Source organism: Leptospira borgpetersenii serovar Javanica (genome assembly GCF_003046425.1).
GTDB lineage: Bacteria > Spirochaetota > Leptospiria > Leptospirales > Leptospiraceae > Leptospira > Leptospira borgpetersenii.
Window position 1 is genome coordinate 300,666 of record NZ_QAJG01000001.1, and the last position, 16,835, is coordinate 317,500.

The following is a 16,835-nucleotide window of genomic DNA, read 5'->3' on the forward strand; positions in this document are numbered from 1 at the left end:
TTAAACCATTTTAACCGTTAGGCGCCCGCATCTCCAGAAACATTTGGCATCCAGTTTTTTCGAAAAAGATGCGACTATGTCCCGGAAAAGTGGAAGCCAATTCTAACATTTCTTCTTCCGTTCTATGATACAGAACCCAGTCCAACCAATACTCCATAAACGCTTTATCAGGATTACTGACGTGAAAGTTTCCTACAATCAACTTACCTCCGGGCCTAAGCATCTCGAAAAGTCTCGCGAGTACCGCCCTTGCAACCGGAGGAGTTAGATAATCGAAAAGTCCCATCGAATAGATAAAGTCGAATCTTCCCCAAGCTCCGGGAAGGTCTCGGATACGAAGCATGGAGCGTACGGAATCGTTGATGTATCTAACGTGAATCGAAATTCCTTTTTCAAGTTCGAGCTGGTTCACCGTATTCATCGCAACTCGAAGCGCTTCCATATCCTGATCAAGCAAGGTAAAATGAATTTTTTTCAACTCGACCATATCGCTGAAAGCCTCTCCGATTTCATCCGCAGGGCCGCAAGCGACGGACATAGCCCGAAAATCTGAGTTGTCGTGATTTTCTACAGCCTCCCGAATTTGATCCGCGATCATCCTACGTCGATTGCGTACCGCATTTGCGGCCGGAATTTGTAGAGGATAACTGTGCAACAACCTTGCGAAAAGAGATTTACCCATGATTTCATTTTCATAAATCATCTTCATCATTTCGTAGTCTCCCGCGTATCCGCGAGGTTTTAAATTCGTCCGCAACATAAACGCGGAATGAAGAATAAAATCCCAGACCTGTTTTCTGAAAAAAAATCCGTGCGCTTCGTTTTCGTCCTTTGAGAAATTTTTTGTTTGTTCCTGGAGTTCCAGTACTTTGGATTCGAAAAACTCCATAAACGTCTGACCTTCCCGCTCCAGAATCATCTGATGCAAATGTTCCTGAACCGGACCCGGTTCTTTTAAAAATTTCCGATCCAAATCGTCGAAGAATTGTTTATATACGTTCAATTCGAACGTGAGGTTGGCGCTATATTCTTTAAAACGTTGATTCACTTTTTCTTTTTGATTGAGTATCAATTGCAAATTAAAAAGTCCGGTGTCATATACGGTGAATCTCTTTTTGCCGATCAAATCGACCACGTCTACGGTATCGTCGAGAAACAATACCAAATACTGAGGAAGAGCGGTGGAAGTAGCCGCATGTTTAACGGGAAGCATTCTACATCTGCCGAGTTCGATTCTCTTTCCATCCAATTCGATGATAAAACCGTCGGCATTGAATGGGACAATGTATGGCGGCGCCTTTGGAAGCCGAATTTGGAAAGAATAGCGCGAATGTCCGCATACTTCTACGTTCGTAATGCTCCCATTCGTTTGGAGTAAACCGACGATGGTATGTTCAACGATCATATAAACTATTGTCCTATGACCTGAATCCTTCCGTCTTTAGTCTCGAAGATCCGTAGAGCGGAAAAACTCAAGTCCTGCCATTTCTTTGTCTTGTTGTAGATGAGTTTTACCTTGCCATTTCCTTTTTTAATCATTTCCAAAGTTTTAATCACGGGAGTGATCGTGGAAGAATTCATATATTCAAGCTCCCTAAAATCCCAGATTACCGCTTTGTGTTGATCGCTACCTCGTTTCATTACATTCGACAACGTGGGTATGATGAACTGACTTGGGTTTCTCTGAACGCTTTTTCCGAGCCAACGAATTAGAATCTCGTTGCCGTCCACAACTTCCAGTTGAAGTTGGTCTTCCGAAAAGATCTGATTGTTCAAGCTCATGTTAAACCACCTGCTCCCTATCTATTTTCGGTTGTAGGGCCGATACATAGAGAATGTCATCTTCGTTTACATAAAAATCAAGAATCGCTTCACCTTCATAAGCGATACGAATGAGTCCTAGTCCGCTTTCATTGTCTTCTAAGGGTTGTCCTGCCACAAGTTTCAGTCTTTCTAAATAAGCTTGAAATGGAGATTGAAAACTTCGAATCCATTGAACGATTGAATCGAGGCGACGTAGATTTTCTACGATTCCCGCGGAAGGAAGAGGACTCCAAGCTTGCACAAGCATTCCATCCTTACCGGATTCTAATTTAAAAGTAAACTCTTGGCTTTCGCTTGTGAAGTGGCCGTATTTGATCGCGTTTTCAAGAATCTCGGATGCGATCATACAGAGCGCGTCTCTGGTTTCGTCCGATGAACCCAGTTCTTCCAAAAAATTACGACACTCTTCTCTCGCCCGTTCTATCTCCGCCCAAATAGGACGAAGTCTCATTTCAAGCAATTTGCCTTCGTTGCTATTTTGCATCTGCACCCTCCGCCCTATTAGGCCAACAACATCTCTTACCAGCGTTGGACGAAGCGCGACGATCTTTCATAACATACCAACCGGGAAGAATATTTCTTGCGGTTCCTTTTTACCTCGTAACAAAAATGTACCGATTGGTTCGACGTTGATTTCATGACGAATAAAATCGGAAGTAAAAGAATCCAAAAGTATATCATGACCCGTCGTTTTTGTAAGAGCTTCCAGTCTGCTCGCGGTATTGACCGCATCGCCTAACACGGTGTATTCCATGTGTCGCGACGAACCGACGTTTCCCGCAAACACATTCCCGGTCGAAATTCCAATTCCCATCGCCACGGGAGTGAGAATTTTTGGATTTCGGTTATCATTGAACGCGCGTAGATACTCTCGAATTTGCAGAGCCAATCGAACGCAATTGATTGTATCCTCTTCTTCTGGGAAAGGACAGCCAAAAGTGATCAAGAGTCCGTCTCCGAGTAATTTATTTACCGAGCCTCCATTCGCGTACGTGATATCCATAAGCCCCGTAAACAGCTCGCTCAAAAAAGCCGCAAACTCATCCGGATTTAACCTTTCGGCGATCCCCGTGGAATTTCGAACGTCGCAAAATAACATCGTAGCTTGAACATTCTTCCCTTCAAGTTCCATTTGCCGTTTTTCATCGACGAGGTAATCCACCAAGTTTTCAGGAAAGTATTTCTCCAACAGACGTTTTGCCTGTTCCACGTCCTCCATTCGTTTGCTGAGTTCTTGCGATTTAGCATACAGTTCGCTTATATCCCGTAAGGTGAAAACACAACCGTGAGAAGTTCCATTCGTATCATGAATCGGAGCTACCGTACAAATAACGGGAGTACTTCGTCCATTGGAATCGGAAAGAATCACGTGTTCAAAAACGGCGGGCGACTGATTGATCGTAGCATAAGAAACTAAATTTTGAATGATTGCACCTTTCATGTCTCTTAAATGCATTACATCATCCACTATCCTACCTCGAACCGCTTTTTCATTCATTCCCAAAAGGGCTTCCGCAACCGGATTTAAAAACTTAACTCTGGAAATCGAATCGGTAGCGATCACTCCGTCTCCTATCGAACTCAAAGTGGTAGTCAACCAGCTTGCATCTTCACGAAAACGTTTCTCCATCTTATGCCGATAGAGGCACATCTCAACCGTGATCTCAAGTTCTCGAACATTTACCGGTTTGAGAATATATCCGAACGGTTCCGTTACACGCGCCCTTTTCAGAGTAGCTTCGTCGCTATCTGCGGTCACATAGATTACCGGAACATCCAGTATCTCTTTTAACTTGACGACGGTTTCAACTCCGTCTATAAACCCGGTACCGAGAACAATATCGATCAACACAAGATCCGGGCGAATTTCCCGAGCCATCTGGATCGCCTTTTCTCCGTTAGTCGCAATACCTATCGAAGTGTAGCCGAATTTCTGTAAAATCTCTTGAATATCACGCGCTACGATCCTTTCGTCCTCGACGACAAGAATCCGTGAAGTCTGTGATGCCCGATTCGCAAATTCTAACATCTTAGCACCGATAAAAAATAAGAATCGATTCGAAAGAAGGATTCTTATTCAGGCTTTGACGATAAATAAAGTGAAATTGCCGCTTGGACGTTCTCAATCCTGTTCTGTTACGCATAATCAAAACCTAAGTGTTCGTTCGTTAAAAACTGAAGATGTTTATTTATGTTTTTAAAATCATCTCAGTCGCCTGGAACCCTATATTGGCAGCTTTGATACGAAAGGCTCGGATGGTCTCTTTCATATAGGAATTGAGAGTGATCCGCTCCGACTAAGTTTACAGCGAATCCCAAAACTCTATTATACTTTATCATAAAGATCAAGCTGCAAGAACCTGTTCCCATCGAACGCCCCTTAGGAAGTGAAATACTTGAGTTTCTTTTGAGACAGGTTCTTATAATTAGAACGAGTTCAGGCTTAGATATCTCTCTCCAGAAGAGACTATCTAAAAACTTCTGATTGAGATCGGCTATCTCCGAACTAATTTTGTGAGAAGTGAACATAGTACTCCTTACACCGTAATTTTCATACGTCGAACCGTTTTGAAACGGATTTCGATCCGGACAGCAAAAGACCTTCCTAAAGCCTCCATTGGTTTTTGCGGTAAATCGTCAGTACGGACTAACAGATTTTTTGACTTTAGTCAACTAGTTATTTCCGACATTCAAAAAACGGAAAGCAGTTCAAAGATGGGAGGCATAGGCAAGGCGGCGGCTTGACTTGAACGCCACGCCAATATCGTAGCTTGGCAAAGGCTCTATGCGGAAAAAGGAACAAGATTGAAAGTCATTCCGAGAGACGTTTGGAAACGATCGCGAATATGAAAGACCTCTCAGTCCAAAAACCAAACTCATATCGATTACACAAGCGTCCAACATGTTAGGTACATTGCACCGATGATCGAACGAGCGCATCAATTTAGACCCAAGGTTCTTATGGACGGGGATCGGACCCACCCGCCCTTTTTCCTCATCACTTCCCCAGCAAACACCTCACAGATCATATCCAAGCCAAACATATGAGCAGATTGAAACTTCTCCCGAAAAAACGGACATGGTTATGCAGTAATTCTTTCTCTGAACTCGACGGGGCTCAGGTAGCCTAAAGCCGAGTGTCTTCTCTTTTTGTTGTAATATCTTTTAATCATCCCTATAAAAATAAGTACCTAAATACCGGCTTGTCTCCAACAGCTTTCAAAACAAAACGTGGTAGATTTCAATTTTCTTAAAGTGTATTTGGTTCTATTGAACAAGGAACTCAAATTAACCGGACAAAAATTCGCCATGTCGTTTCTTTTCCAACGACGCCAGATATATTCTTGGGGATTTAACTCAGGCGCATAAGGAGGTAAAAATTCAACTCGAAGCCGCTTTGTATGTTCTTGTAAAAATACATTTACGGTTTTACTTTTATCGGCAGATAGATTATCCCAAACTAATAAAATCTTTTTACGATTTTCCTTTAAAAGCATCTTTAAAAAATGAATGAGATTCTGACTTTTAGCGGAGCCTTCTATAACCTGAAAGTAAAAATCCTTTTGGGATATAGCCCCTATTACCGATAATTTTTTCCAAGACATCTTGTGGCGAATGATCGGTGTCTTACCTATCAATCCCCATGTTTTTGCAGGATACGGATTTTGACTGATTCCACTTTCATCCAGAAATATGATCTCAAATCCCTCTTTCTGCGCTTTTTTTTATATCCGGCCACCTTTCCCTTTTCCAACTTTGAATCGCCTTTTCATCTCTTTCCAACGCGATTCTCTTTGGTTTTTGATACGAAAATCCTAATTGGTGTAACAGAATCCCTACGTAATCTTGATGAAACTTCACTTTGAATTCTTTTCGAATTATCTCCGTTATACGAAATGTTGTCCATAGTTCATTCGGGTATCCATAACTTGTCGCTCCTTTCAAGATGATGCGTTTTAATGCCTTCTTCTGCGACTTTGTTAATTTTGACGGTCGACCCCTTTGACCATTCCACTTTACCCCTTCTATTCCGTCCTCTTCGTATCTTTCACGCCAACGCATTACCGATTGTTTACTGACCCAAAGTTCTTTTCCTACTCTATAACAAGTATGACTTTGCTTTAAAAGTTGGATTCCTTTCAATCGACGTTTTTCTAATCCCTTTAATTTCGTTCTTTCTATATTCTTCATTTTGCATATCTTTAGTCTTTCTATTCTTTTGGGTACTTTTTTTATAGGGATGAGTAATACAAGATCTGTCGGACTCAGAACCTACTTGTTTATCGTATAAAAAAAATTAGGTACAAATCAACGCCGTTTGCGAAATAGCAACTCTACAAGGAGTAATCGAATCAAAGTATTCCACAACCCTAAACGAGGACAGCTAAGAGGGCGTCTCAAAACCTTAAAAAGACATCTCAAAACGACCCGGCAAGTTTCTAAAAAAGTGGAAGTTCTCACAGATTACATCGTATTGCCGGTTTTCCTGTCGTTTAAGATTGTAGTAGTTTCTACATTTTGATGTTTTGAGACGGGTTCTACGTTCCACAATAAACAATCGGCCCCAGTTTAAACTACGATCACTTTTCCCTGTTTATAATCCACAGCCACTTTTTGTCCGTCCGAAAAATTACCGTTTAAAATGAAACGACTGAGAGAGTTGCCGACCTCTCTTTGGATCAAACGTTTCAGAGGTCTAGCTCCGTATTCGGCATCAAAACCTGCTCTAGAAACATAGTCCTTCAATTCGTCTGTAAACTGAACATCCAAACCGTTCTCCTTCGCCTTTTGTTTCAACGCCTCCAACTGAATGTCTGCAATTTTGTGAATCACGGAATTTGAAATTGAATGAAATAGAATCACTTCGTCGATTCGGTTTAAGAATTCGGGTTTGAATTGTTTTTTCAAACGTTCTTCGACTAATCTTTCTTTTTCTTCGGCGCTATATTCGGAAGAACCCAAAATGTCCGATCCGATATTGGAAGTGAGAATGATCACCGTGTTCTTGAAATCAACGTTACGCCCCTTTCCATCGGTCAATCTTCCTTCATCTAAAATTTGAAGAAAAATGTTGAATACATCTGGGTTCGCTTTTTCAACTTCGTCGAATAGAATCAGAGAATATGGTCTTCTTCTCACCGCCTCGGTGAGTTGGCCTCCTTCGTCGTATCCCACGTAACCGGGCGGCGCTCCGATAAGTCGCGCAACAGAATGCGCTTCCATATACTCACTCATATCGATTCGATGCATCGCATTTGCATCGTCGAACAAGAATTCAGCGAGAGCCTTTGCGGTTTCCGTTTTTCCAACTCCCGTAGGTCCCAGGAATAAGAAAGTTCCAATCGGTCGATTCGGATCCGCAATCCCAGCCCTTGATCTTTGTACCGCTTCAGATACAAGTTTGAGAGCGTGATCCTGGCCGATAACCCTTGTCTTCAAAGCGTCTTCCATCAAAAGAAGTTTTGCTCTTTCCCCTTGAAGCATTTTGGATACGGGAATCCCGGTCCAACGAGAGACGATGTTCGCAATGTCTTCTTCGGAGACTTCTTCTTTCAAAAGCCGAGAGGCCCCTTCTTGTTTTTTTAATTCTTCGTTTGCGGCTTCGAATTCTTTTTGTAAATCGACTAGTTTTCCGTAGCGGATTTCGGCGACTCGATTGATTTCTCCTTTTCTTTCCGCGTCCGCTTCTAAGTTTTTATACTTTTCGATCTCTTCCTTAATTTGTTTCAATCGTAAGATTTTGGATTTTTCCAAATCCCATCTCGCCTTCAAAGTCTGAAAATTCTGCTCTTGTTCCGCAAGATCCTTTTCGAGTGATTTCAATCTTTCTTTCGAAGCGGGATCCTGTTCTTTTTTCAACGCCTCTCTTTCGATTTTTAAGGATTGAATCCGTTTACTCGCGCGATCCAATTCTTCCGGCATGGAGTCGATCTCGATTCTCATCTTAGAAGACGCCTCGTCGATCAAATCCACCGCTTTATCGGGAAGGAAACGGTCAGCGATATACCGATTGGAAAGGGTAGCCGCCGCGATCAACGCGGAATCAAGAATTCGAATTCCATGATGGAGCTCGTAACGTCCTTTGAGTCCTCTTAAGATCGTAACCGTTTCCTCGACGGAAGGTTCTTTAACGTAAACGGGTTGAAACCTTCTTTCCAATGCGGCGTCCTTTTCAATATATTTCTGATATTCTTTCAGAGTGGTAGCACCGATACATCGGAGTTCTCCTCTGGCAAGCATCGGCTTCAGCATATTAGAAGCGTCTAATGCACCTTCCGTTGCGCCGGCGCCTACAAGAGTATGAATTTCGTCTATAAATAAAATAACCTCGCCGTCCGAAGCCTTAACCTCGTCGAGAAGGGCTTTCAATCTGTCTTCAAACTCCCCTCTGTATTTGGCTCCAGCGATCATGGAACCTAGGTCCAGGGTATAAAGAGTTTTATTCCTGATTCCTTCCGGAACCTCCCCTTGTACGATCTTGTTCGCAAGTCCTTCTACGATCGCAGTCTTACCTACTCCGGGTTCTCCGATAAGAACCGGGTTATTTTTCGTTCTTCTGGAGAGGACTTGAATCGTCCTTCTTATCTCTTCGTCTCTTCCGATAACGGGATCAAGTTTTCCCTGTTTGGCGAGGTCGTTAAGATTTTTTGCATACTTTGCAAGAGCGTCCATTTTTCCTTCCGGTGAATCGTCCATGATTGCCTTTCCCTTTCTATTCTCCAAAGTAATATTAAGTAATTTAGAATATTCTAATCCTAGTTTTAAAAATTCCTCCTTCAACGGTCCGACTCCGTTTTTCATAAGCCCGAGAATTACATGGTCCGTTGATAAATACTCGTCTTTTAGTTCCCTACGGATTTCATCCGCAGTTTTCAAAAGAGAAACTGCGGAACGTGAGAATCCCACATCAGCGGAAGAAGTGCCTCCGACTTTCGGAAGCCGCCTCAGTGCGTCTTCGGTTTTTCCGAGAAAGGATTTCGGATTTAGGTTGAGTTTTGAAATCAAAAGTGGAACAAGTCCGTCGGTCTGGACCAAAACTTCTCTAAGAATGTGTTCTTCACTGATTTCCGGATTTCCCGACTTCTCGGCAGAAACTTGTGCGTTATGCAACGCTTCATTTAATTTTGTAGTGAGTTTATCTAGTTTCATTCCCTAATTCTCCAACTTTTCATTTAGAATTTAGACTCTCTGATTCTAAAAAATCTCAAATTTATCTGCCATATTGACACCCTCATTTTAATAGGCAACCCATATTCATTTCTAGAATGTGGGAACTATTACGGAAATAAATTCGTGATCAGGCAAATTTCTACATCTATACAGCGAGACTACAACACCTAGTTTCCACATTCCATCAACAGTAAATCGAAAGGAAACCCCCAACCTCCTAAGATTCCGAACTCTAAAGTTGAAAAAGTATCTCATCCATTTTATGTCCCGTTTTTTGTAAAACCATCTACTTTTCCTTTGACAACAAGGGGTTTAACGTGCGTTTTACAAGAAGGCATCATGAGTAAAGAACCCCCAAAAGAAAACTGGAAATCCAGAACTGGACTCATCCTCACCGTGGCAAGTGGGGCGATTGGTCTCGGAAATTTCATCCGATTCCCCGGACAAGCCGTTGCAAACGGCGGTGGAGCCTTCATGGTTCCCTACATCATCAGCTTCATTCTGGTCGGAATCCCGGTTTGTATTACGGAATGGATCATGGGAAGAATGGGAGGTCGCACCGGCCACAGCGCTCCCTTTTTGTTCAAAAGTTTTCTTTCCGGATTTCCTCTCCGAATTGTCGGAGCTATCGGGATCACAATTCCCATTCTCATTTATATATATTACGTTTTTATTGAAGCTTGGTGTCTCGCCTATTCCTTCGAATTCCTAACCGGCCAGATCCGACTGAACCCGAACGGAAACGCTTACCAATCACAGATCATCGAAGCCGCAGGAAATTATTATTTGGACATTACCGGAGCGCGCGCAAACGGAGACGCGATTTCGGGTAAAATTTTCTACACTACTCTCACTTGTTTTATCCTCAACTTCGCGCTCGTTTACCGAGGAATTTCCAAAGGAATCGAAACCTTTGCGAAAATCGCGGTCCCTCTTATGCTCGTTTGCTCCGCCGTGATTTTAGTTCGAGTTCTTACGTTAGACAACATCGAGATTGGTCTCGGTAAGATGTGGAACCCAGATTGGTCGGCTCTTTTGAAATCCGAGGTCTGGATCGCCGCGGCGGGTCAGATTTTTTTCACTTTGTCCGCCGGTTTCGGAATTGCACTCGTCTTCTCAAGTTATCTCAAACGGGACAACGACGTAGTCCTTTCTTCCCTTTCTGCCGCTTCTTTAAACGAATTCGTGGAAGTTGCAATCGGCGGTATGATTACGATCCCGGTCTCCTTTCTTTTCTTAGGCGCTTCGATTAATGATTTCGGCACGTTCGGTATGGGATTCATCGCACTTCCTTCCGTTTTTTCTTTGATGCCCGGAGGAGAATGGTTCGGTGCAATTTGGTTCTTCGTTCTCTTTCTTGCGGCAATCACGTCTTCCGTTACGATGTTACAACCGGGAATCATCTTTTTGGAGGAATCCTTCGGAATTCGCAGACATACTTCCACATTTATCCTGTTCGTATTCACCGGATGTCTATGTTTTCCGATTCTTTACTTCAATCAAAACTTTCAAGCCCTCGAACTCGCGGACTTTTGGGTCGGGACCATTCTGATCTTCATACTTGCAAGTATTCAAATTTTTTTATTCGGTTGGAAAATCGGAGCCAAAAAAGGTATAGAAGACGGAAACGAAGGTTCTCATTTTGAACTTCCAAGATTTTTTTGGTTCGTGATTCAATACATAACTCCGGTGTTTTTAATCGTCGTATTTATCGCCTTTCTCATCCAAAATCTTCCCGGTCATTTTGAAAGAATGAGTGTGGACGCTATGATTTCACAGGCAATCGCTCGGGGAACTTCCGTAGAAGCGGCCCGTATGAAAGCGCTCGTCTCAAAATCCGTTTTTTTCGGAATTCTGATCGTCTTCAGTTTGATTGTGCTTCTCGTACACTACGCCCTGAAATATAAAGAAAAAAGAGTAAATTTAAGATGATATTCTTAGCACAAGAAGGTTTGACTTGGCAAGGTGTTTCGATCATGACTATTTCTCTGCTTTTGGTGAGTAGCCTTACTATATTCTGCATTTTTAAACTTTTTAAAACCAGAAACCATTGAATCGTTCATTAGAATACTTTGATAAACTTTCCGCGACCTGGAACGATTTCGAACCCAGAAAAGGCCAGATTCAACTTTCCCAAAAGATAGAAGATTCCCTCTTTCAAGGAACCCATTTGATTGCAGAAGCGGGAACGGGAGTCGGTAAGTCTCTCGCGTATCTGATTCCCGCAGCACTTGCCTCGATCGAAACAGAAGAACCCGTCGTCATTTCCACAGAAACTAAATCCCTTCAACAGCAACTCCTTTTAAAAGACATTCCGCTGGTTTCCAAAATCTTAGGAACGGATCTAAAAGCGGAAATCGCAATGGGCTCCTCCAACTATGTGTGCAAAAGAAAGATGAATCATGTGTTGCGGGACGGAACCTTCGGCCCGGAGATGATTCCTCATTTGGATTCTTTCAACCGATGGATTAAAACCACAGAGTCCGGAAGAAAACAGGAATTTATGGGAACGGCTTCCTACGATTTTTGGAACAAAATCACGAGAGAGGCGGATAATTGCCTCGGAAGAAATTGTCCCAACTTTTCTCATTCCTATTATTTTTTAGAAAGGGAGAAATGGAAACGTTGTAACATTCTAATTGTAAACCATCACCTTTTGGCGGCGCATATCGCGAGTGACTTCAATATTCTTCCCGAATTTAATCGAGTGATTTTGGACGAAGCGCATAACTTTCCTGACATCATCGGTTCTTCTTTTCGCCGAGAAGTTCGTTCTCAGGAAATCCAAAAACTTCTACAACAGATCTGGCTTCCGAATAAAAACACGGGGGTTGCAGTTTCGATTTCCTCGAACATTCTCAAGGATTTAGTGACAAAGGCGGGTGAAACTCTAACCGTTTTTTTCAACGCACTTTCCGGGGAAGTCCCTCTGAATTTTTATAGTCCTCAAAGGATCAAACGACCTCTAAAGTTGGATCGAGGCGAATTTGCCGCGGTACTTGCCGAGATCGCCGAAATTCTTCAGAAACATCTTTCCAAATTATCCAAGGATAACGAAGATATCGCGGAAAGAGAATCCGCCCTCGCCTTAGAGATGTTAGCCGGAAGGATCAACGAAATTGCAACCGGTCTCGAAACTTTTCGCCAAGTGGATGATCCGAATCTTGTGTATTGGATCGAACCTCCTGATCAAAGTTCAAAAGAGATCTATTATAAAATTTGCATGGAACCTTTAAGTCCGAGCGAGATTATTCGCGACCTATTCGCCTCTCGGATGGAGTCGATCGTGTTTACGTCGGCAACCCTTTCCACATCCGGAAACGATTTTAAATACTTTCAAAAAAAAATCGGGGACTTACAGGCTTCTAATCTTACGGTTCCTTCTCCTTTTCCGTATCAAAAGAATGCTCTTTTGTACGTACCGAAGGAAATTCGGGATCCGGTAGGAGATCCGGACGGCTATCATGCGGATCTTGCTAAACAAATCCTTTGGCTCATCGAACTGACGCGGGGGAATACATTTGTTCTGTTTACTTCTTTTAAGTCCTTGAAACTGGTTTACGAAGCGATTTGTCCCCATACCACTCTTCCACTATTCTCCCAATCCGATCTGGGACCGGACGGAGCCAAACAAATGTATCTCGAAACCCCCAACAGTGTACTTTTCGGAGTTTCTACGTTTTGGCAGGGAATCGACATCCGAGGAGACAAACTCAAATCCGTCATCATCGCCAAACTTCCGTTTCAGGTTCCGAACGATCCGGTCTTGGAAACCAAAAGCGAACGACTAAAAGAATTCGGCGGGAATCCCTTTGCGGAGTTACAACTTCCATACGCTTGCACAGTTCTCAAACAAGGATTCGGACGTTTGATCCGTTCCGGTACGGACACAGGGATCGTTTCTATTTTGGATCCTAGAATGTTCACAAAATCTTATGGAAAGGATCTTTTGAAATCCCTTCCTCCCGCTAAATTGATTCAGAACCGGGAAGATTTAAAGAGAGAATTCGCTAATCTGCCGAAATAAATAGAAGACGTACTTCCGTTTCTTGAGAATCTAAATGAATTCCATAGTCCGATTTTTCCTACTCCTTCTTTTTTGGGTCCCAATTCAAAACCCGTTCTCTTTTGAGAATAAAGATTATACGAATACGGTGATTGATTGGAAAAAAGGAGAGATTCAGAAAACTCTCTCTTTCAAACTTCCAAAGCTTACCTATTCCGTAGAGGATCCGAATTGGGGTGCAGAAAACACCGCAAAAAACCTGACCGAAGCAAGAAAAAACGCTTCCTTAAACGCGGAGGAAGAACTCAAAAAATTTCTTTTTCGAAAAATAGATACTCTGAAATTGGATTCGGAATTTACTCTTCGAGAAAAAATCAAAGAAGATTCTCTATTTCGAGAAATCTTCAACCAAATCTTCGAGATCGAACCGATGTTTACAACGGTCAACTTTGTGGAAAATCGAGTGATCGCAAAAGGCCTCATTCAATTCAAAGGAAAACGAGGCATTTTGAATTACGTTTTTCTTCCCTACGATACGGAAAGTTTTCCAGAATATCCGGCCCCTACACTGGCCGCGGAATTCACTTCTCTCATCGTAGACGCCAGACACCTGGAATTGGATACCGCTTTGTTTCCGGAAATTCTTTCGGAAGAAGGAAACAGCCTTTATTCTCCTTATTTCGTTTCCAAGGAAAATGTGGTTCGAAACGGTTATGTAAGTTATATGAAAACTCCGGAAGAAGCCTTCCGTTCTCGGATTGCCGGTATCAAACCCTACTACGTAACTGCGTTAAGTGTTACAGGCCATTATCCCGTGAACCCGGTGATCGCGGCAGAAGACGCAAGAAAACTCCTCGCCTCCCCTAAAACTAAATCGGCTCTGAAGAATTGTAGGGTCATTATTCTGAAAGATAAATGATTTCGTAGGAACTACGACGAGCATTTTCTGCAAATGAGGTTGTTTATTTAGGGCTTAGAAAGAATGATTCTCTCCAAATCCGCAAGAGCCTGATTCAGATCGTCATTTACGATCTTATAATCGAATTCATTCTGACGTTCCAATTCGGACTTACCGTTTCGGATTCTTTTCAAGATACTTTCTTCCGAATCGGTTCCCCTATCTCGAAGACGTCTTTCCCATTCCTTTTCGCTCGGTGGAAGAATAAAGATCGTCACAATCCTTCCCGGAAACTTTTCTTTGATGATTTTCGCACCCTGGACGTCTATATCCATAATCACGGAAGAACCTTTTTGAAAAGCCTCTTCAATAAATTTCAAAGGAGTGCCATAGTACTGATCGTGAACGAGAGCCCATTCTAAAAACATAGAATCCTTTATTCCCTTCTTAAACTCTTCCCTTGTTAGAAAGAAATACGTGACTCCTTCCTTATCTCCCGGGCGAGGAGCTCGGGTAGTACACGAAATCGAGAAAAGAATATCGGGATGTTTTTCTCTGAGCTTTTGAATGAGTGTGGATTTTCCCCCTCCCGCAACGGAAGAAAGAACAAAAAGTTTGGGAGAATTCAGTCTAGATCTTCCTCTTCGGAAGCGATCGAGTTATCGCTGGATTCGATTCTTTTGGCAAGAGATTCCACTCTTAGATTGGAAAGAATAAGATGATTGCTATCGGTCACAATGATCGAACGGGTCTTTTTGCCTTGAGTCGCATCGATCAAACTGTTATTGCTCTTAGCCTCGTTCCGAATCCTTTTAGCGGACGCAGAATCCGAATGAATGATACTAACGATCTTAGAAACCAGAACGATATTCCCGAATCCTACATTGAGTACGCTAAACTGGGACATCAGAACCTCCTATTTCTGTCCAACCTAAATCTTTCAATGATATCCACCTCGCCGAGCGCCAGATCTAAAACTTCCGAAATTTCTTCATGAGTATATTTTCTTTTTAAAAGGAAAACAACTTTCTCTATTTTTGTGGAATCTTCTCCGATCTCAAGCAGCGCCGCTTCCGCTGAAATTCGAGTGGAATCCGGTTTGATAGGTTTGTAACCGGCTTTATTTTCCTGGAGAATTCTACCGAAATCCGCGGGTTTGAGATTATCCTTAAAAACCGGAGTTTCACTTAACGTGGAATCCGGAATAGTAGAAAAAGGGTCTTCATCCAGGGAAATATCCAAAGTGGAATTTCGAGTTCCCGGAAAAAAATCGTTCCCGGAGGAATCCTCTTTCTGGATCGTTTTGATTTCTTGGATTCCAAAAAACTTACGAACGCCTCTGCCGATCGTCTCCAAAACGAGATTGGAAGTAGAACCCTGCCCCGTCTGCGTTTCGTTTTGATTGCGAGATTGCGTTTGCGCCGCGGTCGGATTTTGAGTTTTCGTCTTTTGACCCGATACAATAATTTTCTGTTTTTGAATATAATAATTCTCTGATGCAAAAATGCGCGAATTCGTTGCAGCCGCGGATTCGTTCGAAGAGGCGCTCGCGGTCAATGGGTTTTGAAGCGGAGTCGACTGTGGAGTGGAACGAACTTCACCTTCTTCTTTTACAAGGTCCAAATTTTCCTTGTAGATATAACCGATTCCTTGTTGGACGGAATCGGGAATTTTTGCCAGATTCGTATTTCTTAAAGTAGGTTTTTCCTCCTCACCAACTTTGGAAAAGGAAGGATTTTTTCCCGGAGAACCGCTTTCGGAAGCAAAGGAAGAAGTTTCCATAAAATGATTCACGTTTTCTGGATTCGAAGTACCCGGACTTTCTAACCGGATTTTATCCAAAATACCTGGAGTGGTAGCTTGTTCGATCCTTTTGACAAGCTCTTCCACCTTAAAAGTCATCTCTTTAAAAGTGAGAATCCTAGAGCCGATTAAATCCACTTGTCTAAGCGACTCCGTTTCCAACTCATCCACGAAGTCTCGAATTTCTTCGTTGATCCGCTTCAACATATGAGTACGAATTTTTTCGGTTACTTTCGAAGTGATCGTATAATATAAAACTACAGAAACGACCGCGTTGATCGCTAAAACTGCAAATAACTCCATACCTTTTTCTCCCGGTATCGTCTCCAACAACATCCCTTCAGAAAAAGTTTAGGCGAAAAATTCAATTCTACCTCGATTGGTCGGTGCGTTAGACTCCTTTTGGCCGTCGGCGGAATAAGTCTCGCTCCTATCTCCTGAGGCCGGCTTGTATGTTTTTAACCGGTCCTTAATTTGGTCTATTTTTTGACTTCTGGCAAAGGACATTCTTTCCCTGGATTCAGGAGAAAGAGAAAAAACATCGGTATACAATTCGACCGCATATTTTCGGGTATCATTGTATTCCTTAACCATTCGAGCGGTTTCGGAAATCATATGAGGCATGGTGAAAGGATTTTCCACCTGTTGCCTCCGAATCATATCCGGAGCCTGACCATAGCCTAAAAAAGTATCGCTTAGCCTCATCTAAGATTTAATTACTACGATTTCGCTTTTTTCTCCAGTCTTTTTTATCCGGTTCCGGATCCTCGTAAGGTACCTGGCGAATCATTCCGTTTTCTTCTACAAAAGTTTTATTCTTAATCTCGTTTCTCGTTTTGAAATCCGAGTTACGGATTCTCATTGTTACTCCGCCGTAGAGAACTTTTTCGATACTGATCCTGCCGTACGAGGACTTTTCTTCCATGTAGTTTTTGAGATTGTTGATCTCAGTCTCAAATTCTTGAATTCGAGAATCGAGCTTTTCCACCGCTTTTTGCATTTTACCGAGTTGATTTTCATGTTCCTCCGTAAAAGAGGCAGGATCGGATTCCTTTCTGGCTTGAAGAGTTTTAAGACTTTTAAACACCTGTTCGTGTTTCGCCTGACTTTCGTGCATTTTGGACTCGTAATCCG

13 protein-coding genes and 2 pseudogenes (1 of these 15 only partly in view) are annotated in these 16,835 nt (G+C 42.5%); 3 read left to right on the forward strand and 12 right to left on the reverse strand.

Annotated elements, in window-relative coordinates; all coding sequences use genetic code 11:
* Nucleotides 1–10: 10 nt before the first annotated feature.
* The 7 genes and pseudogenes from CLV95_RS01425 to clpB all read right to left on the reverse strand — a co-directional run bounded on the left by CLV95_RS01425 (nt 11) and on the right by clpB (nt 8,973).
* The gene (locus tag CLV95_RS01425; protein ID WP_002721610.1) at nt 11–1,405 is read right to left on the reverse strand and encodes a class I SAM-dependent methyltransferase; all 1,395 of its coding nucleotides are present in this window, start codon (nt 1,403–1,405) and stop codon (nt 11–13) included.
* Nucleotides 1,406–1,410: 5 nt separating this feature from the next.
* Nucleotides 1,411–1,782 carry a hypothetical protein gene (locus tag CLV95_RS01430; protein ID WP_002721596.1) on the reverse strand — a complete coding sequence of 124 codons (372 nt, stop codon included), beginning with the start codon at nt 1,780–1,782 and terminating at the stop codon, nt 1,411–1,413.
* 1 nt (nt 1,783) lies between these two features.
* Nucleotides 1,784–2,308: an ATP-binding protein gene (locus CLV95_RS01435; protein ID WP_002721600.1), complete on the reverse strand. Its 525-nt coding sequence runs from the start codon at nt 2,306–2,308 to the stop codon at nt 1,784–1,786.
* A gap of 66 nt (nt 2,309–2,374) precedes the next feature.
* Nucleotides 2,375–3,853 carry an adenylate/guanylate cyclase domain-containing protein gene (locus CLV95_RS01440; protein ID WP_002721611.1) on the reverse strand — a complete coding sequence of 493 codons (1,479 nt, stop codon included), beginning with the start codon at nt 3,851–3,853 and terminating at the stop codon, nt 2,375–2,377.
* Between the two features lie 1,054 nt (nt 3,854–4,907).
* Nucleotides 4,908–4,997, reverse strand: coding sequence for an IS3 family transposase (locus tag CLV95_RS19980; RefSeq protein ID WP_107694842.1), 90 nt, complete (start codon nt 4,995–4,997; stop codon nt 4,908–4,910).
* A gap of 18 nt (nt 4,998–5,015) precedes the next feature.
* Nucleotides 5,016–6,015, reverse strand: a pseudogene (locus CLV95_RS19040) (IS630 family transposase).
* Between the two features lie 378 nt (nt 6,016–6,393).
* On the reverse strand, nt 6,394–8,973 hold the full coding sequence (gene clpB / locus CLV95_RS01465; protein ID WP_002727413.1) for an ATP-dependent chaperone ClpB: 2,580 nt from the start codon (nt 8,971–8,973) through the stop codon (nt 6,394–6,396).
* Between the two features lie 360 nt (nt 8,974–9,333).
* On the opposite strand from clpB, the gene CLV95_RS01470 reads away from it, so the two are divergent.
* The 3 genes from CLV95_RS01470 (at nt 9,334) to CLV95_RS01480 (ending at nt 13,919) form a co-directional block, all read left to right on the forward strand.
* On the forward strand, nt 9,334–10,926 hold the full coding sequence (locus CLV95_RS01470; protein ID WP_002731700.1) for a sodium:neurotransmitter symporter family protein: 1,593 nt from the start codon (nt 9,334–9,336) through the stop codon (nt 10,924–10,926).
* Nucleotides 10,927–11,044: 118 nt separating this feature from the next.
* Nucleotides 11,045–13,021 (forward strand): ATP-dependent DNA helicase, encoded by a 1,977-nt coding sequence (locus CLV95_RS01475; RefSeq protein ID WP_002727427.1) that lies wholly within the window; start codon nt 11,045–11,047, stop codon nt 13,019–13,021.
* Between the two features lie 34 nt (nt 13,022–13,055).
* Nucleotides 13,056–13,919, forward strand: coding sequence for a hypothetical protein (locus CLV95_RS01480; protein ID WP_002731933.1), 864 nt, complete (start codon nt 13,056–13,058; stop codon nt 13,917–13,919).
* 47 nt (nt 13,920–13,966) lie between these two features.
* On the opposite strand, the gene CLV95_RS01485 is transcribed toward CLV95_RS01480, so the two are convergent.
* The 5 genes and pseudogenes from CLV95_RS01485 to CLV95_RS01505 form a co-directional block, all read right to left on the reverse strand.
* Nucleotides 13,967–14,527 (reverse strand): guanylate kinase, encoded by a 561-nt coding sequence (locus tag CLV95_RS01485; protein WP_077022052.1) that lies wholly within the window; start codon nt 14,525–14,527, stop codon nt 13,967–13,969.
* Complete coding sequence (locus tag CLV95_RS01490) at nt 14,524–14,805, reverse strand: DUF370 domain-containing protein (RefSeq protein WP_002727460.1); 282 nt, start codon at nt 14,803–14,805, stop codon at nt 14,524–14,526. The genes CLV95_RS01485 and CLV95_RS01490 overlap by 4 nt, the downstream gene beginning before the upstream one ends.
* 688 nt (nt 14,806–15,493) lie before the next feature.
* Nucleotides 15,494–16,004: pseudogene (locus CLV95_RS19985) on the reverse strand (hypothetical protein); the annotation flags it as partial.
* A gap of 48 nt (nt 16,005–16,052) precedes the next feature.
* The gene (locus CLV95_RS01500; protein ID WP_011670378.1) at nt 16,053–16,406 is read right to left on the reverse strand and encodes a hypothetical protein; all 354 of its coding nucleotides are present in this window, start codon (nt 16,404–16,406) and stop codon (nt 16,053–16,055) included.
* Between the two features lie 7 nt (nt 16,407–16,413).
* Nucleotides 16,414–16,835 carry the final stretch of a FapA family protein gene (locus CLV95_RS01505; RefSeq protein ID WP_002727454.1) on the reverse strand. 1,564 nt of this gene lie beyond the right edge of the window, so 422 of the gene's 1,986 nt are visible here — the last part of the coding sequence; its start codon lies beyond the right edge, outside the window; the stop codon is at nt 16,414–16,416.